24 protein-coding genes are annotated in these 23,302 nt (G+C 38.2%); all 24 read left to right on the top strand.

What is annotated here, in order from left to right; translation table 11 throughout:
- Positions 1-201: 201 nt before the first annotated feature.
- The 24 genes from rpsP to rseP all read left to right on the top strand — a co-directional run bounded on the left by rpsP (position 202) and on the right by rseP (position 23,016).
- Complete coding sequence (gene rpsP, locus M3183_RS13435) at positions 202-474, top strand: 30S ribosomal protein S16 (protein ID WP_251470510.1); 273 nt, start codon at positions 202-204, stop codon at positions 472-474.
- 10 nt (positions 475-484) lie between these two features.
- Positions 485-715, top strand: coding sequence for a KH domain-containing protein (locus M3183_RS13430; RefSeq protein ID WP_251470507.1), 231 nt, complete (start codon positions 485-487; stop codon positions 713-715).
- Between the two features lie 126 nt (positions 716-841).
- Positions 842-1,222, top strand: a complete 381-nt coding sequence (locus M3183_RS13425) for a YlqD family protein (protein ID WP_251470503.1) — start codon at positions 842-844, stop codon at positions 1,220-1,222.
- 13 nt (positions 1,223-1,235) lie between these two features.
- On the top strand, positions 1,236-1,754 hold the full coding sequence (rimM, locus tag M3183_RS13420; protein WP_251470501.1) for a ribosome maturation factor RimM: 519 nt from the start codon (positions 1,236-1,238) through the stop codon (positions 1,752-1,754).
- Positions 1,751-2,494, top strand: coding sequence for a tRNA (guanosine(37)-N1)-methyltransferase TrmD (gene trmD / locus M3183_RS13415; protein WP_251470499.1), 744 nt, complete (start codon positions 1,751-1,753; stop codon positions 2,492-2,494). Before rimM ends, trmD begins: the two co-directional genes overlap by 4 nt.
- A 141-nt stretch (positions 2,495-2,635) precedes the next feature.
- A complete protein-coding gene (gene rplS / locus M3183_RS13410; protein ID WP_251470497.1) occupies positions 2,636-2,980 on the top strand; it encodes a 50S ribosomal protein L19 in 345 nt (114 codons plus the stop codon).
- 181 nt (positions 2,981-3,161) lie between these two features.
- A complete protein-coding gene (gene lepB / locus M3183_RS13405; RefSeq protein WP_251470495.1) occupies positions 3,162-3,719 on the top strand; it encodes a signal peptidase I in 558 nt (185 codons plus the stop codon).
- 19 nt (positions 3,720-3,738) lie between these two features.
- The gene (ylqF, locus tag M3183_RS13400) at positions 3,739-4,590 is read left to right on the top strand and encodes a ribosome biogenesis GTPase YlqF (protein WP_251470493.1); all 852 of its coding nucleotides are present in this window, start codon (positions 3,739-3,741) and stop codon (positions 4,588-4,590) included.
- A gap of 39 nt (positions 4,591-4,629) precedes the next feature.
- The gene (locus M3183_RS13395; protein WP_251470491.1) at positions 4,630-5,415 is read left to right on the top strand and encodes a ribonuclease HII; all 786 of its coding nucleotides are present in this window, start codon (positions 4,630-4,632) and stop codon (positions 5,413-5,415) included.
- Between the two features lie 220 nt (positions 5,416-5,635).
- Positions 5,636-6,796, top strand: a complete 1,161-nt coding sequence (gene sucC, locus M3183_RS13390; RefSeq protein WP_251470490.1) for an ADP-forming succinate--CoA ligase subunit beta — start codon at positions 5,636-5,638, stop codon at positions 6,794-6,796.
- 23 nt (positions 6,797-6,819) lie between these two features.
- Positions 6,820-7,722, top strand: coding sequence for a succinate--CoA ligase subunit alpha (gene sucD, locus M3183_RS13385; protein WP_251470487.1), 903 nt, complete (start codon positions 6,820-6,822; stop codon positions 7,720-7,722).
- Positions 7,723-7,804: 82 nt separating this feature from the next.
- Positions 7,805-8,683, top strand: a complete 879-nt coding sequence (dprA, locus tag M3183_RS13380; RefSeq protein ID WP_251470484.1) for a DNA-processing protein DprA — start codon at positions 7,805-7,807, stop codon at positions 8,681-8,683.
- 591 nt (positions 8,684-9,274) lie between these two features.
- Positions 9,275-11,353: a type I DNA topoisomerase gene (gene topA / locus M3183_RS13375; protein WP_251470481.1), complete on the top strand. Its 2,079-nt coding sequence runs from the start codon at positions 9,275-9,277 to the stop codon at positions 11,351-11,353.
- Positions 11,354-11,915: 562 nt separating this feature from the next.
- Complete coding sequence (gene hslV, locus M3183_RS13370) at positions 11,916-12,458, top strand: ATP-dependent protease subunit HslV (protein WP_251470479.1); 543 nt, start codon at positions 11,916-11,918, stop codon at positions 12,456-12,458.
- Between the two features lie 16 nt (positions 12,459-12,474).
- The gene (gene hslU / locus M3183_RS13365; protein WP_251470478.1) at positions 12,475-13,878 is read left to right on the top strand and encodes an HslU--HslV peptidase ATPase subunit; all 1,404 of its coding nucleotides are present in this window, start codon (positions 12,475-12,477) and stop codon (positions 13,876-13,878) included.
- A 99-nt stretch (positions 13,879-13,977) separates the two neighbouring features.
- Positions 13,978-14,757, top strand: a complete 780-nt coding sequence (gene codY, locus M3183_RS13360; protein ID WP_251470475.1) for a GTP-sensing pleiotropic transcriptional regulator CodY — start codon at positions 13,978-13,980, stop codon at positions 14,755-14,757.
- Between the two features lie 221 nt (positions 14,758-14,978).
- Positions 14,979-15,686 carry a 30S ribosomal protein S2 gene (rpsB, locus tag M3183_RS13355; protein WP_251470474.1) on the top strand — a complete coding sequence of 236 codons (708 nt, stop codon included), beginning with the start codon at positions 14,979-14,981 and terminating at the stop codon, positions 15,684-15,686.
- 140 nt (positions 15,687-15,826) lie between these two features.
- Positions 15,827-16,711: a translation elongation factor Ts gene (gene tsf / locus M3183_RS13350; RefSeq protein ID WP_251470472.1), complete on the top strand. Its 885-nt coding sequence runs from the start codon at positions 15,827-15,829 to the stop codon at positions 16,709-16,711.
- A gap of 250 nt (positions 16,712-16,961) precedes the next feature.
- Complete coding sequence (pyrH, locus tag M3183_RS13345) at positions 16,962-17,687, top strand: UMP kinase (protein WP_251470469.1); 726 nt, start codon at positions 16,962-16,964, stop codon at positions 17,685-17,687.
- Positions 17,687-18,244 (top strand): ribosome recycling factor, encoded by a 558-nt coding sequence (gene frr / locus M3183_RS13340; protein WP_251470466.1) that lies wholly within the window; start codon positions 17,687-17,689, stop codon positions 18,242-18,244. Before pyrH ends, frr begins: the two co-directional genes overlap by 1 nt.
- Positions 18,245-18,705: 461 nt before the next feature.
- Entirely contained in the window at positions 18,706-19,482 is a 777-nt protein-coding gene (locus M3183_RS13335; RefSeq protein ID WP_251470463.1) for an isoprenyl transferase, read from the top strand.
- A gap of 92 nt (positions 19,483-19,574) precedes the next feature.
- Positions 19,575-20,357, top strand: coding sequence for a phosphatidate cytidylyltransferase (locus M3183_RS13330; RefSeq protein ID WP_251470460.1), 783 nt, complete (start codon positions 19,575-19,577; stop codon positions 20,355-20,357).
- Between the two features lie 165 nt (positions 20,358-20,522).
- Positions 20,523-21,665 (top strand): 1-deoxy-D-xylulose-5-phosphate reductoisomerase, encoded by a 1,143-nt coding sequence (gene dxr, locus M3183_RS13325; RefSeq protein WP_251470457.1) that lies wholly within the window; start codon positions 20,523-20,525, stop codon positions 21,663-21,665.
- A gap of 88 nt (positions 21,666-21,753) precedes the next feature.
- Positions 21,754-23,016, top strand: a complete 1,263-nt coding sequence (gene rseP / locus M3183_RS13320; RefSeq protein WP_251470455.1) for an RIP metalloprotease RseP — start codon at positions 21,754-21,756, stop codon at positions 23,014-23,016.
- Positions 23,017-23,302 lie beyond the last annotated feature (286 nt).

Here is a 23,302-nt window from a genome sequence, read left to right as displayed (position 1 = left end):
TTTTAGCCTTCTTGACGGATTGGCTGTAGACTGCGAACCCTTAGGCGCTGGAGCTGGACGATTATTAAAGTTCTATTTATAGGCTGTTTTATTTTAGTAGATATTGGTAATAATTAATGTAAAGAGAAAACACTTTACAAACATATAAACTATCTGCTAATATTATTTCTTGTGTGAAACTATTCGGAGGTGCTATTAATCATGGCAGTAAAAATTCGCTTAAAACGTATGGGAGCAAAGAAAACTCCTTTTTATCGTATCGTAGTTGCAGATTCTCGTTCACCACGTGATGGACGTTACATTGAGATAGTTGGTACTTACAACCCAGTTACAGAACCAGCTAAAGTTGAAATCAATGAAGACCTTGCACTTAAATGGTTACAAAACGGTGCAAAACCATCTGACACAGTTCGTAACATTTTCTCTAAACAAGGTATTATGGAGAAATTTCATAATGCAAAATTAAGCAAGTAATTCTGCAGTTATGAAAGAATTGATTGAAACAATTGTTAAGCCCTTGGTTGATTTCCCTGATGACGTCCGTGTTGACGCTGTTGAGGAAGAAAATCGTGTAACTTACCATCTCTCAGTGAATAAAGCTGATATGGGGAAAGTTATTGGCAAACAGGGGCGCGTTGCAAAGGCCATAAGAACTGTTGTCTACGCAGCAGGATCATCACAACAAAAGAAAATATTTCTAGAAATTGGTGAATAGCTTTTTGCATCATAGAAAAGCTTCCATGCCTTACTAGGCAGGGAAGCTAAACATGGATTAAAAGGGGGGATTAATTTCCTCCCTTTTTGCTATAGGAACGCCTAGACCCAGGGAGGAGGACCCTGCATGCAGCTAATCCAAACCGTTTTAGTAAAACAAATATTGACTGAAAACAGTAAACAGCAGCTTTTTGACCAATATCACTCCCGAAAGCTCCAGCTTCAGAAGGAATGCGACCAGCTTCAATTTGAATTAAAGCGATTAGACAAGACGAGAAATTTTTCACCCGTTACGTTGAAAAAACATTTTGAAAAAGAAATTCAAATGAGGAAAGAAAAAATAAAGCTTTTAGAGTTTCAAATTGAACAGCTGCATATCCTGCCAATAGGCAGCGAATTAAAGGAGAAAGAAGTTCAGGCGCTCATAGATGTAAAGATTGGGGATGTCTGGAATGATACACAGCCAATAATTGTGGTTAAAGATGGCATTATCGAGGATATTAGATAGTAGGTGATGCAGAATGGAAAAATGGTTTAATGTTGGAAAGATTGTTAACACACATGGAATTAAAGGAGAAGTCCGTGTCATTTCAAAGACAGACTTTCCTGAAGAACGCTATAAGCCAGGAAATCAATTATATTTATTTTTACCAAATGCCAGTACTCCAATTGAGCTGACAGTAAAGCAGCATCGAACACATAAGAATTTTGATTTACTGATATTTGAAGGGTATGAAAATATCAATTTGGTGGAAAAGTTTCGCGATGGTATTTTGAAAGTACCTGAATCGCAGCTGACGGATTTGGAAGAAGATGAATTTTATTTTCATGAGATTATTGGCTGCCATGTATTTCTTCCTTCTGGTGAGGAGATTGGCAAAATCAGTGAGATTCTGACGCCAGGAGCGAATGATGTTTGGGTTGTAAAAGGAAAGGGCGGCAAAGAGATTTTAATCCCTTATATTAAAGAGGTTGTCAAAGAAGTTAATGTGCAGGAGAAAACAGTTTTAATTGAACCAATGGAAGGTTTGTTATCATGATGTATATTGATATCCTGACACTCTTCCCAGAAATGTTTTCCGGGGTGCTTGGCAATTCCATTTTACATAAGGCTGTTGAAAAATCAGCAGTACACTATAATGTGGTGAACTTTCGCGAGTATGCTGATAACAAACATTCGGCTGTCGATGATTATCCGTATGGGGGAGGGGCTGGAATGGTATTAATGCCGCAGCCAATTTTCGATGCTGTTGCAGCCCTAAAAGAAAAGGCAGAAAGCAAAAAAACAAGAGTCGTCCTTTTATGCCCTCAGGGAACCCGGTATGACCAACGAAAGGCCGAGGAATTAGCTAAAGAGGAGCATTTAATCTTTATCTGCGGACATTATGAAGGATATGATGAACGAATCCGCGAGCATGTTGTAACAGATGAAATCTCAATTGGAGATTATGTTTTAACTGGCGGTGAGCTTGGAGCAATGGTCATCATTGACAGTGTTGTCCGCTTATTACCGGAAGTATTGGGGAACGCTGAATCTCATATGAAGGATTCCTTTAGCACTGGATTGCTGGAACACCCGCATTATACAAGACCAGCTGATTTTCGCGGGATGAAGGTACCGGATGTACTTCTTTCAGGAAATCATAAATTAATCGAGGAATGGCGCAATAAGGAAGCATTAAGGCGTACATTGGTCAGAAGGCCTGATTTATTAGAAAAAATAGAATTAACACCACAGCAAGAAAAATGGCTTAAAGAAGTGGAAAAAGAAAAAATCTAGTATTGCAGCCTGTCAATAATTATGGTATGATACATCTTGTGACTTTGCCTGAAGCTTATTCAGCCGGGTCTTATAACGATGTTCCGCTGCAATGATAAGTCGTTTATGTGCATGAGCGTCTGTTGGAAGGAGTTGAAAACGATGCATAAAATTATAGAAGAAATCACAAAAGAACAACTTCGTTCTGACCTTCCTGCGTTCCGTCCTGGTGACACTGTACGTGTACACGTAAAAGTTATCGAGGGAACCCGCGAGCGTATTCAGTTATTTGAAGGTGTTGTGATTAAGCGTCGTGGTGGTGGAATCAGCGAAACTTTCACTGTTCGTAAAGTTTCTTACGGAGTAGGCGTTGAGCGTACATTCCCTGTTCATACACCAAAAATTGCGAAGCTTGAAGTTATCCGCCGCGGTAAAGTTCGTCGTGCGAAACTTTATTATCTGCGTAACCTTCGCGGTAAGAAAGCTCGTATTAAAGAAATCCGCTAATATGAAAAAGAGAAGAGCTTGCCGCGCAAGCTCTTTTTTCATACATATCTATCTAACCTGAGAATGGAATTTGGAAAAAGGAAGATTAAAATTTCATTAAAACTCGGGGTCCTCCGTGCTAATTAGAGGGAAGTTATGTACAATAATCTTTATAAGACTTTGCAGGATTGGTGGGTAATGTATGACAAAGAAAAAAAATGAACTATGGGAATGGACGAAGGCACTATTAATAGCAGTTGCACTTGCGGCAGTTATCCGCTACTTTCTTTTTGCTCCAATAGTAGTGGACGGGTTATCCATGATGCCGACACTACAGGACCAAGACAGGATGATTGTAAATAAATTAAGTTATGAAATAGGGGAGCCTCACCGCTTTGATATCATTGTCTTTCATGCACCAGAGCATAAAGATTACATAAAGCGGGTAATTGGACTGCCTGGGGATCATATCGAATATAAAAATGATACATTGTATGTAAATGGAAAGGCTTATAAAGAGCCATATCTTGACGAATATAAAAGCCAAGTTGAAGATGGACCGTTAACAGATGACTTTACTTTAGAAGAAAAAATAGGCCGTACCACTGTTCCAAAAGGCGAGTTATTTGTCATGGGGGATAATCGCCGCTTCAGTAAAGACTCAAGACATATCGGAACAATTCCTATGGGCAAAGTCATTGGAAAGGCGAGCGTCATCTTTTGGCCAATAAAAGATGCGCGTATAGTAAAAGTTAAATAAATAAAAGGGAGGCGGCACTTTGACGATTCAATGGTTTCCTGGCCATATGGCAAAGGCGCGCAGAGAGGTCACGGAAAAATTAAAGCTTGTTGATATTATATTTGAATTGGTCGATGCACGAATTCCCTATTCATCAAGAAATCCAATGATTGATGAGATTATTCAGCATAAGCCAAGACTTGTACTTTTAAATAAAGCGGATATGGCCGATCAAACAGTAACGAAGGAATGGACGGCCTTTTTTGCGGAAAAGGGAATAAAGTCTCTTGCTATTAATTCACAAGCCGGAGAAGGCCTGAAAAACATCAACAGTGCTACAAAGGAAATCCTAAAGGAGAAATTTGACCGTCTTAAGGCAAAAGGGGTTAAACCACGGGCCATTCGCGCCATGATTGTAGGAATTCCAAATGTCGGGAAATCAACGCTGATTAACCGCTTAGCAAAAAGAAATATCGCAAAAACCGGCAATACCCCGGGGGTTACGAAATCTCAAGCATGGATTAAGGTTGGAAAAGAAATGGATCTGCTCGATACACCAGGGATTCTGTGGCCTAAATTTGAGGACCAAGAGGTTGGGATGAAGCTTGCTGTCACAGGGGCAATCAAAGACACGCTGTTAAATCTGCATGATATGACGATTTATGCGTTAAAGTTTTTAGAAAAGGAATATCCAGAACGCTTAAAAGACCGTTATAAGCTTACTGAACTGCCGGAAGATCCTGTTGCCCTTTTTGAACATATTGGACGGCTGAGAGGCTGTTTGATGGGCGGAGGAATGGTAGATTATGATAAAGTGGCTGAGCTTGTCGTTCGTGAAATTCGTTCTGAAAAATTTGGCCCAATTTCTTTTGAAAAGCCGAGTGATTTCTAATTATCATTCCAAAAATAAACAAAATTTTAGGTGACAAATATGAAACGACCCTCAATAGCGCAAATTGAACAAAGTTTAGCGGAACTTAGGAATGAATCTGACCCGTTTATTTGTGAGCTGGAAAAGGATGAAAGAGTTGGCGTCCAAAAAAGTCTGGCTAAATGGAAAAAGAGGCGGGAAGAGGAAAAATTCCTTGAAATTAAATTTCACAACATGACCTATTATGAACGGAAAGCCAGAGCTGAAGGTTTTGAGCTCATTGCTGGAGTAGATGAAGTTGGACGTGGACCGCTTGCAGGCCCTGTTGTGGCGGCTGCTGTCATTTTACCTCACGATTTTTTCTTATCAGGAATAGATGATTCTAAAAAACTATCAGAAAAAAAACGGCAAGAATATGATGAGATTATTAGGAAAGAGGCTGTTTCAATCAGCATAGCTATGGTACAGGCTGCAGAAATAGATGAAATCAATATTTATAAAGCAACACAAAAAGCGATGAAATCTGCTATTGTTTCATTGAATCCTTGTCCAGATTACATATTAATTGATGCAATGAAGGTAGAAACTCCCTATCCATCTGAATCAATTATTAAGGGAGATGCTAAAAGTGTTTCCATTGCGGCAGCTTCCATTGTTGCTAAAACAGCCAGAGATCAGTTGATGAAGGACATTGCCCAAAGCTGTCCAGCATACGGTTTTGAACGTAATATGGGGTATGGTACGAAGGAACATTTGCTGGCCATTCAGAAATGCGGAATTACAAAATACCACCGGAAATCTTTTGCCCCTGTTAGGGAGTATATTGAACCGAACTTATTCTCTTAAAGGGTGTTTAACTATAGAATTTAAAAACAGGCGATGCCTGTTTTTTGTTTATTATCCTAAAAAATTAAAAGTAGTTATTTCTATGGGGTAATTTCCCTTATTATCTATGAAATGGCAGGGAAAAATTATTTTTATGCTTTATGGTAGACAAGGTTTGTATCATTATATAAAATGAAAACGGAGTCAATTTTTTGAAGAGTAAGCTATAGGAGGATGGGAAATGAATATCCATGAGTATCAGGGGAAAGAAATCCTCAGAAAATATGGAGTAATGGTTCCAAATGGAAAAGTAGCATTCACAGTTGAAGAAGCTGTTGAAGCTGCAAAAGAACTAGGCACTCAAGTATGTGTGGTAAAAGCACAAATCCACGCAGGCGGCAGGGGAAAAGCCGGTGGTGTAAAAGTTGCGAAAAACCTTGATGAGGTTCGTACATACGCTAGCGAAATTCTAGGCAAAACATTGGTAACACACCAAACTGGCCCAGAAGGCAAAGAAGTAAAACGCCTTTTAATTGAAGAAGGCTGTGACATTAAAAAGGAATACTATGTTGGATTAGTGCTTGACCGTGCTACTTCCAGAGTAGTATTAATGGGTTCTGAAGAAGGCGGTACAGAGATCGAAGAAGTTGCTGCAAACACACCAGAGAAAATTTTCAAGGAAGAAATTGATCCAGGTCTTGGATTAATGCCATACCAAGCACGACGCCTTGCATTCAATATTAACATTCCAAAAGAATTGGTAAACCAAGCTGTTAAATTCATGACAGGACTTTATAATGCTTATATTGATAAAGACTGTTCAATCGCTGAAATCAACCCGCTTGTCGTTACTGGTGATGGAAAAGTTATGGCGCTGGATGCAAAATTAAACTTCGACTCCAATGCATTATTCCGTCAAAAAGATGTTTTAGAATACCGTGACCTTGAAGAGGAAGATCCAAAAGAAATTGAAGCTTCTAAATACGATTTAAGCTACATTGCATTAGATGGCAATATTGGCTGTATGGTTAATGGTGCTGGTCTTGCAATGGCGACTATGGATATTGTTAAACATTATGGCGGAGACCCGGCTAACTTCCTTGATGTTGGGGGCGGTGCTACAGCTGAAAAGGTAACGGAAGCATTTAAAATTATCCTTTCTGATCCACATGTAAAAGGTATTTTCGTCAATATCTTCGGCGGTATTATGAAGTGTGATGTCATCGCTGAGGGCGTAGTTGAAGCTGCAAAACAAATAGGACTAACTATGCCGCTTGTTGTTCGTTTAGAAGGAACGAACGTTGACTTAGGTAAGAAAATTCTTTCTGAGTCAGATCTAAACATTACACCTGCTGAATCTATGGCAGACGGTGCACAAAAAATCGTTTCACTAGTGAAATAGGATCGAATGAAAGGGGAATTAACGTGAGCGTTTTTGTTAATAAAGATACGAAAGTTATTGTTCAAGGGATTACTGGCGGCACTGCTCGTTTCCATACAAAACAAATGCTTGAATATGGAACGAAGGTAGTCGGCGGTACTTCACCAGGTAAAGGCGGACAAGAAGTGGAAGGCCTGCCTGTATTTAACACAGTAAAAGAAGCAGTGGAAGCAACTGGTGCGAATGCTTCTGTTATTTATGTTCCAGCCCCATTTGCTGCTGATTCTATTATCGAAGCAGTTGATGCTGAATTAGATCTTGTAATTTGTATTACTGAGCATATTCCAGTATTGGATATGGTAAAAGTAAAACGTTATATGGAAGGCAAAAAGACACGCTTAGTCGGTCCTAACTGCCCTGGTGTTATTACGGCAGATGAGTGTAAGATTGGGATCATGCCTGGCTATATTCATACAAAAGGACATGTGGGAGTTGTTTCCCGCTCCGGAACCTTAACGTACGAAGCAGTACATCAATTAACTCAAGCAGGCATTGGTCAAACAACAGCTGTTGGTATTGGCGGAGACCCTGTTAACGGAACAAACTTCATTGACGTTCTAAATGCTTTTAATGAAGACCCTGAAACATATGCTGTCATCATGATTGGTGAAATCGGCGGTACTGCTGAAGAAGAGGCTGCAAAATGGGTACAAGCAAACATGACGAAACCTGTTGTCGGCTTCATTGGCGGACGTACTGCACCTCCAGGAAAACGCATGGGACATGCTGGTGCAATTATTTCAGGCGGTAAAGGTACTGCAGATGAAAAAATCCGTGTTATGAACGAATGCGGTATTAAAGTTGCTGCAACACCTTCAGTAATGGGTGAAACTTTAATTGAAGTCCTAAAAGAAAAAGGACTTTACGAAAAGTGTAAAACTCACTAATTTACATCATAAGGTATAACGAATAGTCTCTCATATTGTGAGGGACTATTCTTGCTTTTTAAATTTAGGAGGAATGCTGTTAATGGATGAATTTAAAAAAAATTTAATAACCCTGCTTCACTATCCAAATACTTCATGGAATAACATATTTCAGATATTGAAAAAGGACCCGGGTCTTGAATCCTTTCACCCGTACAAATCAGCAAGGCCGTTACAGATGGTCTTCTCCACAATCGGAAAACCTTTCACCCAATCTTCACTCGATTCCTTTCATCCAGATATCATTTTTGACCAAATTCAACAGTACCAAAAGAACAATATCCATGTCATCACTTACTTTGATAAAGAATACCCCAGCTGCCTAAAAGAAATTTATCAACCGCCATGGGCATTATTTGCCAAGGGAGATCTGTCACTGCTTGAAAAGGGGCCAAAGCTTGCTGTGGTAGGTTCCAGACAATCAACTCTTTATGGGAAAAATGCCATTCAGACCCTGTTTCCTAAATTAATTGGAAATAAACTCCTCATTGTCAGCGGCCTTGCAAAAGGCATTGATACACTTGCTCATGAATTTGCTATAAAATATGGCGGCAGGACCATCGGAGTTATAGCAGGCGGTTTTGAACATATTTATCCAAGGGAAAATATGAACCTAGCATTGGAAATGATGGATACACAACTGGTGTTATCCGAATATCCACCGGATACCAGGCCGCGAAAATGGCATTTTCCAGCGAGAAATCGAATTATTAGCGGTTTATCACAAGGAACCTTTATTATAGAAGCAAAACGTAAAAGCGGCTCATTAATTACAGCGAATTTTGCACTTAATGAAGGAAGGGAAGTTTTCGCACTTCCAGGCAGTATATTCAACCCGTTTTCTTTAGGCACAAATGATTTAATCCAACAAGGAGCAAAACTTGTTACAAAGCCAGAGGATATTTTAGAAGAAATAAGATAAAACTCTAACTGAATTGGGAAAAAATATAGTGTATTCTTGCATAAAAAGATAAAATTTAGTATAAAAAGGTTGAAATAATTTCTAATATGTATTACATTTTCCAACAGATGTTCGAAAAAAGAATAAGTTTAAAAAGAATAAATAATATTGTAAATAAAGTGAAACTTCAATCAGCGGCGTCTTTTCATCACCAACTGATGGTTAGTTCCGTTCTATTTTCTCTAATATCGAAGTCTAACGCCTCGACAAATAGAAAGCTGGAACCTGATTGGTTTAACGAAGCCGCCAAAATCACGGCGGCAAAGTTTCACTCTATCTCACAAATTGGGCGCATGCGGCAGTTCCCCCCCACATCTGCTTCCCGCTAAACGCTAAGTCTTGAAATGGGGGGCTGCTGCCCGTTAATGCGGGATAAATAATAATTGAACATATTTGGGATAAGGGAGTTTTGTAAAAAAAATTTTTGAAACAAGTAAATTCAATGGAATTTGGAATTTAGAAAACTTCTCAAATTGTGAGCATCATAGAAAAAGGCACTCGCCGTATTCTAGGCGCTTTCATAATTTCCCTCTTATTTAAGGAGGAATAAACATGACTGAATTTCTTGTCATCGTAGAGTCGCCGGCAAAAGCGAAAACGATTGAAAGATACTTAGGGAAAAAATATAAAGTAAAAGCATCGATGGGTCATGTAAGAGACTTACCAAGAAGTCAAACAGGTGTCGACGTAGAGCATAACTTTGAACCAAAGTATATTACGATCCGGGGAAAGGGACCAGTTTTAAAAGAATTAAAAACAGCAGCAAAAAAAGCAAAGAAAGTATATCTCGCAGCCGACCCCGATCGTGAAGGGGAAGCCATTGCCTGGCATCTGGCACAAAGTCTGGGGGTAGATGTGGAATCTGACTGCCGGGTTGTTTTCAATGAAATTACAAAGGATGCGATTAAGGATTCTTTTAAATACCCTCGGCCAATCAATATGGATTTAGTCGATGCTCAGCAGGCCCGAAGGATATTGGATCGGCTTGTAGGCTATAATATCAGTCCGCTTTTGTGGAAAAAAGTAAAAAAAGGATTAAGTGCAGGAAGGGTTCAATCTGTTGCCGTCAGAATAATCATTGACCGCGAAAAGGAAATACAGGCCTTTGTCCCAGAAGAATATTGGACAATTGAAGGAGATTTCGTTAAAGGTACAAACCAGTTTAGTGCATCTTTCTATTCACTGACCGGCAAGGAAAAAACGGAATTAAAATCTGAAGCAGATGTACAAAAAGTATTAAAAAAATTAGACGGAAATAAATTCAAAGTACTATCTGTTACTAGAAAAGAACGAAAAAGAAATCCAGCACCACCTTTTACGACCTCCTCACTTCAGCAGGAAGCTGCAAGGAAATTAAACTTCCGGGCAAAGAAAACGATGATGCTTGCCCAGCAGCTTTATGAAGGTATTGAACTTGGTAAAGAAGGAACGGTTGGTTTAATCACCTATATGAGAACGGATTCAACCAGGATATCTGAAGTGGCACAAACGGAAGCTGTTGATTTTATAAAAACAACCTATGGTGACGATTATTTAAAAACGGAGCAAAGAAAAGAAAAAAAGCAGACAAATGCTCAGGATGCACATGAAGCCATTCGTCCAACCAGCACGTATAAGGAACCAAATAGCTTAAAGGAATTCTTATCCAGAGACCAGCTTCGTCTTTATAAATTAATTTGGGAGCGGTTTTTAGCCAGTCAAATGGCACAGGCTGTAATGGATACAATGAGTGTTGATTTGCAGAATGGCGACGTTATTTTCCGGGCTACTGGTTCGAAAATAAAGTTTCCAGGTTTTATGAAACTATATGTAGAAGGATCTGATGACCAAGTAGATGAAATTGCAAAGATGCTTCCTGATTTAAATGAGGGAGACGAAGTTTTTCAAAAGGACATTGATCCTAAACAGCATTTTACTCAGCCGCCGCCAAGATATACTGAAGCAAGATTAGTAAAGACGCTGGAGGAGCTGGGAATCGGACGACCTTCCACATATGCTCCAACGCTGGATACGATTCAAAAACGTGGTTATGTTACGCTGGATAATAAACGTTTTATCCCTACAGAGCTTGGGGAAATTGTGCATGAAGTCATGGTTGAATTTTTTCCAGAAATCATCGATGTGGAATTTACAGCCAAATTAGAAAACGGATTAGATAATGTTGAAGATGGAAAAATGCCATGGGTACAACTGATTGATGCCTTTTACAAAGAGTTTGAGACCCATTTGAAAATTGCGGAACAAGAAATGGAAAAGATAGAAATTAAAGATGAACCTGCAGGAGAAGATTGTGAAATGTGCGGTTCACCAATGGTGTTCAAAATGGGCCGTTACGGAAAATTTATGGCCTGCAGCAATTTCCCTGACTGCCGGAACACTAAACCAATTGTAAAAGAAATTGGGGTTACGTGTCCTAAATGTAAGGAAGGCACCATCATCGAAAGAAAAAGTAAGAAGCGACGTTTATTTTACGGTTGCAGCCGTTATCCGGAATGTGATTTTATTTCATGGGATAAACCATTGCCAAGGCAATGTCCGAAATGTGAGGGACTCCTGGTTGAAAAGAAATTGAAAAAAGGTGTCCAAGTTCAATGTGTAAATTGTGACTACAAGGAAGAACCGCAAAGCTAAGAGTGGATAAAAATCCACTCTTTTACATTGTTTCTGAATCTAAAAGCTTTTTTGTTTTTAATTCATGTAGTACAATGCAATATGGGTCAAATCAAAGGATAGTCTTAAATGGTTCCATGAAGAGCAAATGAGGTTATCAACGGGTAATTTTGGAATTAAAGACTTATATTAGGAACAATTCAGAACTTTATGAAGATTTTGTAAAAAACGTTGCAAGGGTTTTGGAAGTGTGATAATATGTAGTAGCCTTTGCGGGAATAATTGTTTGTAATTGTGAACATTTTATTAAAGTTAGTTATCAAGTATTTACAATTGTTTTAGAGTTATTCAAAATAAACAATTGAGCCATTGATAGCTTTTATCAACTGAACATATTGTTCAATTCTGAGCAAAAAAGACTAACAGAGCATTTACAGTGACACTTAGGAAATCATCATTAAAAATTAATATTGAAGACCGTTAACTCTAATATGTTAATGATATTTTGAAAATATTTTACATAAGTTAAACTGTACAAATTGTGAAATACAAATAATTAACTCCAAAGGGAGGACCATCTTAAATGAATCAATTTCATGCAACAACGATTTTTGCTATTCACCATAATGGACACTGCGCCATGGCTGGTGATGGTCAAGTAACATTGGGCAATACGGTTGTGATGAAGCATACAGCGAGAAAAGTTCGGAAGATTTTTAATGGGAAGGTATTAGCAGGTTTTGCAGGTTCTGTAGCCGATGCTTTTACCCTTTTTGAACTGTTCGAAGGAAAGTTAGAAGAATTTAACGGTAACCTTCAAAGAGCTTCTGTAGAACTCGCGAAGGAGTGGAGAAGCGATAAGGTGCTTAGGAAACTCGAAGCAATGCTTATTGTCATGGATCGTGAAAATTTACTATTAGTCTCCGGCACAGGTGAAGTCATTGAACCGGATGATGGTATATTGGCCATCGGTTCTGGAGGTAATTATGCGCTGGCGGCAGGACGATCCCTTAAAAAGTATTCGGGTGAGTATTTATCTGCCAAAGAAATTGCCAGGGCTTCATTGGAAATTGCTGCAGAAATATGTGTCTACACAAACCATAACATAATCGTTGAAGAGCTTTAATGGGAGGAGACATAAAATGAGTAAAAAATCCGATTTAACGCCACGCCAAATTGTTGAAAAACTTGATCAATATATCATTGGGCAAAAGGATGCGAAAAAAGCAGTTGCGGTTGCACTTAGAAATAGATATCGAAGAGGTCTATTGAACGAAAATCTGCGGGATGAAATTATTCCTAAGAATATTCTAATGATTGGGCCGACGGGTGTCGGCAAAACTGAAATAGCCCGCAGAATTGCTAAATTAGTTGGTGCACCATTTGTAAAAGTGGAAGCCACTAAATTTACAGAGGTAGGCTATGTGGGCCGGGATGTGGAGTCAATGGTCCGTGACTTGGCAGAAACTGCTGTTCGTCTTGTCAAAGAAGAGCGGATGCAGAGTGTTAAGGAGCGGGCAGAGGAGAATGCTAACAATAGGCTGGTTGAGTTATTAGTACCAGCGGCTAAAAAATCAAACAACTATAAAAATCCTTTAGAAATGTTATTTGGCGGCGGAAATTCTGCTTCTGAACAAGAAACACCTCAAGAGGATTACTCAATTCACGAAAAACGGAAAATTGTAAGAGAAAAGTTAGCCCTTGGGGACTTGGAAAACGAAGTGGTCACAGTAGAGGTAGAAGAACAAGCTCCATCTATGTTTGATCTTTTTCAAGGCTCTGGAATTGAGCAAATGGGTATGAACATGCAGGATGCTCTTAGCAGTTTCATGCCAAAAAAACACAAGAAAAGAAAGTTAACGGTCAAAGAAGCTAGAAAGGTACTAACAAATGAAGAAGCATCCAAATTAATTGATATGGATGAGGTAACAACAGAAGCCATTTATCGTGCTGAGCAAACAGGTATTATTTTTATCGATGAGATTGATAAAATTGCCAGCAAAAATTCAGGCGGTTCAACTGCAGATGTCTCTCGAGAAGGAGTGCAAAGAGATATTTTACCAGTAGTAGAAGGTTCAACGATTGTAACGAAGTACGGACCTATCAAAACAGACCATGTACTATTTATTGCAGCTGGTGCCTTTCATATGGCTAAACCATCTGATTTAATTCCAGAACTTCAAGGCCGTCTGCCAATTCGTGTTGAACTTACAAAGCTGACAGTTGATGATTTTTATCGCATCTTAATCGAACCTGATAATGCATTAATTAAGCAATATAATGCATTATTAGAAACAGAAGGTATACAAATTGAATTTTCTGACGATGCTATTCATAGAATCGCAGAAATAGCTTTTGAAGTGAATCAGAATACAGATAATATCGGGGCTCGGCGTCTTCATACTATTCTTGAAAAGCTTTTAGAGGACCTCTCATTTGAAGCACCGGATATCACAATGGATAAAATTACGATTACACCTCAATATGTAGATGAAAAACTTGGAGCTATTTCGAAAAATAAGGATTTAAGCCAATATATCTTATAAAGGTATAGGTTTAAGGTTTTCAAGGTACCTAATTCAAAGAAATATTTCAATAACACAAAAATTAAATAATGGTTGCAGCTATTTAGGAGGAAGAAACAGATGGATTTACTAACAAAGTCTAGAAAAATTAACGTTTTATTGCAAAAAGCAGCAGGAAAGCCAGTAAACTTTAAAGAAATGGCAGATACATTAAGTGAAACTATTGAAGCAAATATTTTTATTGTAAGCCGACGTGGTAAGCTTCTTGGATTATCCATTTATCAGCAAATCGAAAATGAACGTATGAAGAAGATGTTTGAAGAACGTCAATTTCCTGAGGAATATACTCATAACTTATTTAATATTACTGAAACATCTTCCAATCTTGGGGTTGAAAGTGAATATACTGCATTCCCTGTGGAAAACCAAGAACTTTTCCGCGAAGGTTTGACAACAATCGTTCCAATCATCGGCGGCGGGGAAAGATTAGGCACTCTTATTCTTGCAAGACTTCATGATCAATTTTCAGATGACGATCTTATTCTTGCTGAATATGGCGCTACTGTAGTCGGTATGGAGATTTTACGTGAAAAAGCAGAAGAAATTGAAGAGGAAGCAAGAAGCAAAGCTGTAGTTCAAATGGCAATTAGTTCATTATCTTATAGTGAACTTGAAGCAATTGAACATATCTTTGAAGAACTTAACGGACAAGAGGGTCTATTAGTTGCTTCAAAGATTGCTGATAGAGTCGGTATTACCCGTTCCGTGATTGTTAATGCATTAAGAAAGCTTGAAAGTGCAGGAGTTATCGAATCCCGTTCACTTGGTATGAAAGGTACTTATATCAAAGTTCTTAATGATAAGTTCTTAGTAGAACTTGAGAAATTAAAATCTCATTAAGAAGAAGCAAGTAAAGGGTGTCAGGCACCATGTGAATGTCACATAGAGCCAGGCACCCAATTTTTTTAAAGTAAAACTTGATTGTTTTTTTTGTCTGTGCTATATTAATTCTTGGTGTTAATACACACGTTTGTTGATTTGAACGGATGGTGCTGTTTCGACAGTTTCTGTTTGAAGATGAGACAAGCGGAGGAAATCAAACCATTAGGAGGAAAAGTTACATGTCAGTAATTTCTATGAAACAATTACTTGAAGCTGGTGTACATTTCGGACACCAAACTCGCCGTTGGAACCCAAAAATGAAGAAATATATCTTCACTGAGCGTAACGGCATTTATATCATTGACCTTCAAAAAACAGTTAAGAAGGTTGAAGAAGCTTATAGCTGGGTAAAAGAACTTGCTGCAAATGGCGGAACAATGCTGTTTGTTGGTACTAAAAAACAAGCTCAAGATTCAGTTAAGGAAGAAGCAGAACGTTCTGGAATGTATTATGTTAACCATCGTTGGTTAGGTGGTACATTAACAAACTTTGAAACCATTCAAAAACGTATCGCACGTTTAAAAGATATCGAGAGAATGGCTGAAGATGGAACTTTTGATGTTTTACCTAAAAAAGAAGTTGTTCAATTGAAAAAAGAACAAGAACGTCTTGAAAAGTTCTTAGGCGGTATTAAAGAAATGAAGCAGCTTCCAGATGCATTATTCATTATTGACCCTCGTAAAGAGCGCATCGCTGTTGCTGAAGCAAAGAAATTAAATATTCCTATCGTAGGAATTGTTGATACAAACTGTGACCCAGACGAAATTGATGTTATTATCCCAGCGAATGATGACGCAATTCGTGCGGTAAAACTATTAACTTCTAAAATGGCTGATGCCATCCTTGAAGCAAAACAAGGCGAAGAAGTAGCAGCGGTGGAAGCATAATTTTAATAATGTAAACTAAAAAAAGGTGATAAGAGGGAGACCCTTTATCACCTTTTTTTAAAGAAATATAATTATGACAAAGTTTATCTTTAGCGTGTATGGCTAAGATAGGTACATAGAATATTAAGGAGGATTTTATAATGGCTGTAACTGCACAAATGGTAAAAGAATTACGTGAAAAAACCGGCGCAGGTATGATGGATTGTAAAAAAGCACTGACTGAAACAAACGGTGATATGGAAAAAGCAATTGACTTTTTACGTGAAAAAGGAATTGCCAAAGCAGCTAAAAAAGCTGATCGTATTGCTGCAGAAGGATTAACTTCCATTTTAACAGAAGGTAATGATGCGGTAATTTTAGAAGTGAATTCTGAGACTGACTTTGTAGCGAAAAACGAAGGATTCCAAACTCTTGTAAAAGAACTTGCTTCACACTTATTGAAAAACAAACCAGCTGATGTTGAACAAGCATTAACTCAAACAATGGAAAATGGCGCAACTGTTATTGACCATGTTAATGCTGCAATTGCGAAAATTGGAGAAAAATTAACTCTTCGCCGTTTTACAATTGTATCAAAAGGTGATAATGATGCATTTGGTGCTTATCTGCACATGGGCGGACGTATCTCGGTTTTAACAGTATTAGAAGGTACTTCTGATGAAGATGCTGCAAAAGATGTAGCAATGCATATTGCAGCTTTAAATCCTAAATATGTCTCTCGTGATCAAGTATCACAAGAGGAAGTTGAACATGAGCGTCAAGTATTAACACAGCAAGCTCTTAATGAAGGAAAACCAGAAAATATTGTTAAAAAGATGGTTGAAGGCCGCTTAGGAAAATACTTTGAGGATGTATGTGTCCTTGACCAAGCTTTTGTTAAGAATCCTGACCAAAAAGTACGTCAATTCGTTGAATCAAAAGGTGCAACACTTCGTGAATTCGTTCGTTATGAAGTTGGAGAAGGAATTGAAAAGCGTGAAGATAACTTTGCTGAAGAAGTTATGAACCAAGTGAATAAACAATAGTCAACTTTTCTTAAGGGAAACTTTAATTGAATTTTAAGGGAATGTTACTGAAATAGATTCTGAATAGGGGACACGATGTGTGTTCCCTATTTTTAAAGAAAAATTTGAAATTTGAAAAGGTCTAGCTCCGGGTGCCATCGGCTGTTTCATCATGGTCAATCCATTAAGAAGGTTAAAAGCCGGTTTATATCGGCTTGCCTGTTCTTGTCGAATGGAAGGGCGCCCTGTGCTTTTCTAATCGGAGGTTTATATGAGTAGTCCTAAATACAAACGCGTGGTGTTGAAATTAAGCGGGGAGGCATTAGCTGGTGACACAGGCTTTGGAATTAAACCTTCCGTAATAAAATCAATTGCCACACAGGTTAAAGAAATAGCAGAGCTTGGAGTTGAAGCAGCAGTTGTTGTTGGCGGCGGCAATATTTGGCGTGGTAAAATCGGCAGTGAAATGGGAATGGACCGGGCAACAGCTGACTACATGGGCATGCTTGCAACCGTAATGAATTCCTTGGCTCTTCAAGACAGCTTAGAACACTTGGGAATTGAATCCCGTGTACAAACTTCCATTGAAATGCGTCAAGTGGCTGAGCCATATATAAGACGAAGAGCTATGAGGCATTTAGAGAAAAGCCGCGTGGTTATTTTTGCAGCAGGAACAGGAAATCCATATTTTTCGACAGATACAACTGCTGCATTAAGAGCAGCAGAAATTGATGCAGAAGTTATTTTGATGGCAAAGAATAATGTCGATGGTGTTTACTCTGCAGATCCAAGAACAGATCCAAGTGCAACAAAATATGAAGACTTATCATTCCTTGATGTAATTAAAGAAGGGTTAGCTGTAATGGACTCTACAGCATCTTCTTTATGTATGGATAATGATATTCCGCTAATTGTTTTTTCTATTACAGAACCAGGAAATATTAAAAAAGCAGTTATGGGTGAAAAAATCGGTACAATTGTTAGGGGGAAGAAATAATGCCTAAACAAGTTATTAATTCGGCAAAAGAGAGAATGACGAAAGCGATCCAAGCATACACTAGAGAACTTGCAAGCATCCGTGCAGGAAGAGCTAATGCATCATTATTGGACAGAATTACTGTTGATTATTATGGTGCCTCGACTCCAGTTAATCAGCTTGCTGGGATTTCAACTCCAGAAGCAAGATTATTAGTAATTCAGCCATATGATAAGTCAATCCTCGGCGAGATTGAAAAAGCGATTTTAAAATCTGACCTTGGATTAAATCCAACCAGCGATGGGTCTGTTATCCGTCTTGCCATTCCACAATTGACGGAAGAACGTAGAAAAGAGCTTGTTAAATTGGTGAAAAAAGAATCAGAAGAAGCGAAGATTGCTATCCGCAATATTCGTCGTGATGCAAATGATGAATTGAAAAAACTTGAAAAAAATGGCGAAATTACTGAAGATGCTCTTCGAGGGTATTCAGATGACATCCAAAAATTAACAGATGATCAGATTAACAAAATTGATCAAATTACGAAAGATAAAGAAAAAGAAATTATGGAAGTTTAATAAAGAAAAGCGAAAGTACCTTGAATAGAAATAGGGAGACCCTCTTTTTTAGGGGGTTTTTTTCCTATTGGCTGTAATAATGTTATCCCTGCTATTATAAGTTTGATGGTTGAGCGAAAATTAACGGGGAAGTATAATAAAGTGAAACTTTAATCAGCGGGAAGGTTTTCGTTCACCGCTAATTATTAGTTGAACCAATCGGGCATTTACGGGCAGTTAATCTCCCGCATATCCTTCTTTGCATGTAAGCCTAAAAGCAGTTCTTACATCCCGTTAATGCGGGATAAAAGTTCTAATCATTATTCTGAACTCATTTTAATTTACATAGGTTATTAAATGAAGATATCTTTTGGATTATTTGGTATGATATAAACATGCTGGATAATTTCTACAATACATATTGTTGGTAACAAGCAGTTTAATTTCGGAGGAAATGAATAAGTATTCGAGGAGCAAATGTTATGTTTAATAAAATTAGGCTTTGGAAGAATCAAAATAATTCTTCCATACTCCGAGATAAAATAGAAGAGTTAAAAAAGTCACCCATACCAGAACACGTCGCTATCATTATGGATGGTAATGGCCGTTGGGCTAAAAAGCGGGCACTGCCAAGGATTGCGGGCCATCATGAAGGTATGAAAGTAGTTCGTAAAACAACCATGCTCGCTAATGATCTTGGCGTTAAGACACTTACTCTGTATGCTTTTTCGACAGAAAACTGGAAACGGCCAAAAAATGAAGTCGATTATATAATGAAACTGCCTGAAGAATTTCTTGGAACATTTCTTCCTGAATTGGTGGAAAATAATGTTCAGGTAAAAATGATGGGATATAAAAATCAACTTCCCGTACATACACTGCGTGCAATAGAAAAAGCTATGGAAGAGACTAAAAATAATGATGGGTTAGTATTAAATTTTGCATTAAATTACGGCAGCAGAGCCGAAATTATTGATGCAGTAAAAAAGGTTTTAACTGATTGTCAAAATGGAACACTGAACGAATCTGACTTGAATGAACAGATTTTTTCATCTTATTTGATGACAGCGGATTTTTCAGACCCAGATCTATTAATTCGGACAAGCGGTGAAATCCGTTTAAGTAATTTTATGTTATGGCAATTAGCTTACTCGGAGTTTTGGTTTACGGATGTGTTATGGCCTGATTTCAGTGAGGAACATCTGCTGGAAGCGATAGAGGTTTTTCAAAAAAGACAAAGACGCTTTGGAGGAATATAAAGGCAGGGATGTTTCACCAAATAATGAATCCCGTCTAGCCAATCATTTTATTTTTAACCTTCTCTAATATTAAAAAGGTGTTGAAATTATTAATGAAGCAAAGAATCATAACTGGGGTCGTTGCAGCAGCGCTATTTCTGCCAATCGTTTTTTATGGCGGACTTCCTTTTTTGCTGTTGACATATGTTCTTGCCAGTATTGGACTCTATGAATTAATGAGGATGAAGAAATTAAGTATTTTTTCGCCTTATGGGTTTTTGGCGTTAATTCTTCTGTGGATTCTTCTTTTACCAAATGAAATTCTTAATGACTTTTATTATTCTAAAGTTGAAATAAGTATTGCGCTAATCCTTTTATTATTGACTTATACGGTTATCACGAAAAACCGCTTTGATTTTGAGGATGCCGGATTTTCGATTTTATCCTCGATATATGTAGGAATCGGTTTTTATTTTTTCATGGAAACACGTGAAGCAGGAATTGTGTATATTTTTTATTCGTTATTCATCATATGGGCTACTGATTCCGGGGCGTATTTTTTTGGTAAAGCAATGGGTAAAAATAAACTTTGGCCGGAAATCAGCCCGAATAAAACGGTAGAAGGGTCTTTAGGCGGAATAGTTTGTGCAGTAGTGGTAGCAATTTTTTTCGGACTCTTTTCTGACTTTAATGCTACTATTATCACATTAATAGGGATGACGATTGTTCTTTCCATATTTGGACAAATTGGAGACCTTGTCCAATCTGCCTATAAACGCCATTTTAATGTGAAAGATTCAGGAAATATTTTACCAGGTCACGGCGGTATCCTCGACCGCTTTGACAGCTTACTTTTTGTTCTGCCATTGCTGCATTTATTCCACATTTGGTCTTAAATTTAATATTTAAGACCTTCAAGAATGTACAGCTCCAGCACCGAACTCCCGGCGTCACAAGCCAATCTGGTCATAGGCAATAAAGCTTTCAGCCAGATTGGCTTGTGCTTGCCTGAGGCTGGCCAAGGCGCTTACGCTTTTCTTTCTTATAGGAGATGACTTATTTTGAAAAATATTAGTTTATTGGGGGCAACAGGATCCATTGGGATTCAAACACTTGATGTTGTCCGTGAGCACCAAGATGAATTTACTATTAAAGCAATATCTGTTGGGAAAAACATTGAGCTAACCCGGAAAATTATTGGTGAATTTCAACCAGAATTAGTATCTGTCCAAAATTTTGATGATTTTAATACATTAAAAGCAGAATTTCCCCATACTAATTTCACATACGGGGATGAAGGAATAATTGAAACGGCTGTTTATGAAAAAGCGGATATACTTGTGAATGCCGTGTTAGGCAGTGTTGGATTAAATCCAACACTGCAAGCCATTGAATGTGGCAAAACCATTGCCATTGCGAACAAAGAAACATTGGTGACAGCAGGACATTTAGTAGTAGATGCAGCTAAGAAAAATAATGTTCCGCTTTTACCAGTTGACAGTGAACATTCTGCTATTTTTCAGTCGCTTCAGGGGGAAAAAGAGAAAAATATCGAACGATTGATTTTAACTGCGTCTGGGGGCAGTTTTCGAGACCGAACTCGAAGCGAGTTAGAAGATGTCACTGTTGAAGAAGCGCTAAATCATCCAAATTGGTCGATGGGTGCAAAAATCACGATTGATTCAGCCAGTATGATGAATAAAGGGTTGGAAGTCATTGAGGCACATTGGCTGTTTGATATGCCATATGATAAAATTGATGTCCTTCTTCATAAAGAAAGCATTATTCATTCAATGGTTGAATTTCATGACTCCAGCATCAAAGGTCAGATTGGAACACCAGATATGCGGGTTCCAATCCAGTATGCTCTTACCTACCCGGATCGTATGCCGCTCCCGTCAGGACATCGGCTGGATTTGGCAGCAATAGGCCAATTGCATTTTAAAGAAATGGATTTGGAACGTTTCCGCTGCCTTAAATTCGCCTATGAAGCTGGCAGGATTGGGGGAACCTTGCCGACCGTTTTAAATGCTGCGAATGAAACAGCTGTTGCTGCCTTTTTGGAAGGCAAGATACGTTTTTTACAGATTGAAAATTTGGTTGAAAAGGCGTTAGAACATCATCAAACCATTGATTATCCGAGCTTAAACGTAATTCACGAAGTTGACAAGGAAACAAGACAGTATGTACAATCACTGTTATAATTAAAAATAGCATCGGCTGTGATAATTATTCACAGTCGATTAAAGGAATAAAGATCCTTTCCTACCCCAAAAAAAGGTGGTTATATTTTTGAATACAGTTATTGCCTTTATCGTAATTTTTGGTGCATTAGTCTTCTTTCATGAATTTGGTCATTTCATTTTTGCCAAGAGAGCCGGAATATTGTGCCGTGAGTTTGCAATCGGTATGGGACCAAAGGTTTTTTCTCATAAAAGGGGAGAGACAACCTATACAATCAGGCTGCTGCCAATTGGCGGTTATGTCCGCATGGCTGGAGAAGACCCGGAAATGGTTGAGATTAAGCCTGGTTATCGGATTGGATTATTATTTAATAAGGAAGAACAAGTAAGTAAAATTATCCTTAATAATAAAGATAAATATCCTAATTGCCGAATTGTTGAAGTAGAGCATGCGGATATTGAAAAGGATTTGATCATAAAAGGGTATCCTGATGATGATAATGAAAACATGCAGACTTTTCCTATTCATCCCGCAGCGGTCATTGTAGAAAATGGTGTGGAGACACAGCTTGCACCGATTGACAGACAGTTTGCCTCCAAAACATTATGGCAAAGATTTTTGACTATTTTTGCAGGTCCGGCTATGAATTTTGTTTTGGCTTTTGTGGTATTTATTATTATCGCTTTATTACAAGGCGTGCCGACAAATGAACCAAAACTTGGGGTTATCACAAAGGATGGTGCCGCAAATGCTGCTGGACTTCAAAAAGATGACATTATTCAGAGCATTAATGGGTCAGAAATTACAAGCTGGTCTGACGTAGTTGAAATCATACGTAAAAATCCAAATGAAAAATTAGATTTTTCAATTGTTCGTAATGGACAAGAAAAGGATGTCCAAGTAACACCACAAGAGAAAGCGGTCGAAGGAGATAAAATAGGGATTATCGGGGTTTATAGTCCTGTAGAAAAATCTCCTGTTCAAGCAGTTACGGCTGGGGCGAAAGAAACTTATTTTTGGACAACACAAATTTTTGTAATGGTTGGTAAATTAGTTACAGGACAGTTTTCTATTGATGCACTATCCGGTCCTGTAGGGATTTACTATTCAACCGATGAAGTTGCAAAATCGGGAATTTATTATCTAATGAAATGGGCAGGTATTTTAAGTATCAATTTAGGAATTATGAACTTATTACCAATTCCTGCACTTGATGGCGGCAGATTGATGTTTTTTGCCATTGAGGCAGTGAGAGGAAAGCCAATTGACAGGCAAAAAGAGGGAATGGTACATTTCATCGGCTTTGCTTTACTGATGCTGCTCATGCTTGTCGTCACATGGAATGATATACAGAGGTTCTTCTTAAAATAAAGTAAAACTTCCATCAGTTGGTTCTTCAACCCCACTGATGGATAGTCCCGTTGTACTGACTTTAATATCGTTGGTGCCGCACTGATAAAGAGTCCGTACAAATAGGTTTAGACTAACCTTTGCTTACGCATCGGTAAGTTTTGCTGTTTTTCACAAATCGGACCTTTACAGGCAGTAGATCTCCTAACTAATTTCTTTGTTTACTCAATAATTTTAAGGTGGGAGTCTTACTGCCCGTTGAGGCGGAATAAACAAATTTGGAACCAGCTTTATTGGTTCCTTATTT

Origin of the sequence: Neobacillus mesonae (assembly GCF_023715155.1) — a bacterium.
Taxonomy (GTDB): domain Bacteria; phylum Bacillota; class Bacilli; order Bacillales; family Cytobacillaceae; genus Neobacillus; species Neobacillus mesonae_A.
The sequence above is the reverse complement of the archived record's forward strand: the minus strand, read 5'-3'. Positions and strand labels throughout refer to the sequence as shown.

What these genes read in the sequence shown, in the direction of transcription:
- rpsP (WP_251470510.1), top strand. Translation starts at nt 202, where the DNA reads ATGGCAGTAAAAATTCGCTTAAAACGTATGGGAGCAAAGAAAACTCCT.
- M3183_RS13430 (WP_251470507.1), top strand. Translation starts at nt 485, where the DNA reads ATGAAAGAATTGATTGAAACAATTGTTAAGCCCTTGGTTGATTTCCCT.
- M3183_RS13425 (WP_251470503.1), top strand. Translation starts at nt 842, where the DNA reads ATGCAGCTAATCCAAACCGTTTTAGTAAAACAAATATTGACTGAAAAC.
- rimM (WP_251470501.1), top strand. Translation starts at nt 1,236, where the DNA reads ATGGAAAAATGGTTTAATGTTGGAAAGATTGTTAACACACATGGAATT.
- trmD (WP_251470499.1), top strand. Translation starts at nt 1,751, where the DNA reads ATGATGTATATTGATATCCTGACACTCTTCCCAGAAATGTTTTCCGGG.
- rplS (WP_251470497.1), top strand. Translation starts at nt 2,636, where the DNA reads ATGCATAAAATTATAGAAGAAATCACAAAAGAACAACTTCGTTCTGAC.
- lepB (WP_251470495.1), top strand. Translation starts at nt 3,162, where the DNA reads ATGACAAAGAAAAAAAATGAACTATGGGAATGGACGAAGGCACTATTA.
- M3183_RS13395 (WP_251470491.1), top strand. Translation starts at nt 4,630, where the DNA reads ATGAAACGACCCTCAATAGCGCAAATTGAACAAAGTTTAGCGGAACTT.
- sucC (WP_251470490.1), top strand. Translation starts at nt 5,636, where the DNA reads ATGAATATCCATGAGTATCAGGGGAAAGAAATCCTCAGAAAATATGGA.
- dprA (WP_251470484.1), top strand. Translation starts at nt 7,805, where the DNA reads ATGGATGAATTTAAAAAAAATTTAATAACCCTGCTTCACTATCCAAAT.
- topA (WP_251470481.1), top strand. Translation starts at nt 9,275, where the DNA reads ATGACTGAATTTCTTGTCATCGTAGAGTCGCCGGCAAAAGCGAAAACG.
- hslV (WP_251470479.1), top strand. Translation starts at nt 11,916, where the DNA reads ATGAATCAATTTCATGCAACAACGATTTTTGCTATTCACCATAATGGA.
- hslU (WP_251470478.1), top strand. Translation starts at nt 12,475, where the DNA reads ATGAGTAAAAAATCCGATTTAACGCCACGCCAAATTGTTGAAAAACTT.
- codY (WP_251470475.1), top strand. Translation starts at nt 13,978, where the DNA reads ATGGATTTACTAACAAAGTCTAGAAAAATTAACGTTTTATTGCAAAAA.
- rpsB (WP_251470474.1), top strand. Translation starts at nt 14,979, where the DNA reads ATGTCAGTAATTTCTATGAAACAATTACTTGAAGCTGGTGTACATTTC.
- tsf (WP_251470472.1), top strand. Translation starts at nt 15,827, where the DNA reads ATGGCTGTAACTGCACAAATGGTAAAAGAATTACGTGAAAAAACCGGC.
- pyrH (WP_251470469.1), top strand. Translation starts at nt 16,962, where the DNA reads ATGAGTAGTCCTAAATACAAACGCGTGGTGTTGAAATTAAGCGGGGAG.
- frr (WP_251470466.1), top strand. Translation starts at nt 17,687, where the DNA reads ATGCCTAAACAAGTTATTAATTCGGCAAAAGAGAGAATGACGAAAGCG.
- M3183_RS13335 (WP_251470463.1), top strand. Translation starts at nt 18,706, where the DNA reads ATGTTTAATAAAATTAGGCTTTGGAAGAATCAAAATAATTCTTCCATA.
- M3183_RS13330 (WP_251470460.1), top strand. Translation starts at nt 19,575, where the DNA reads ATGAAGCAAAGAATCATAACTGGGGTCGTTGCAGCAGCGCTATTTCTG.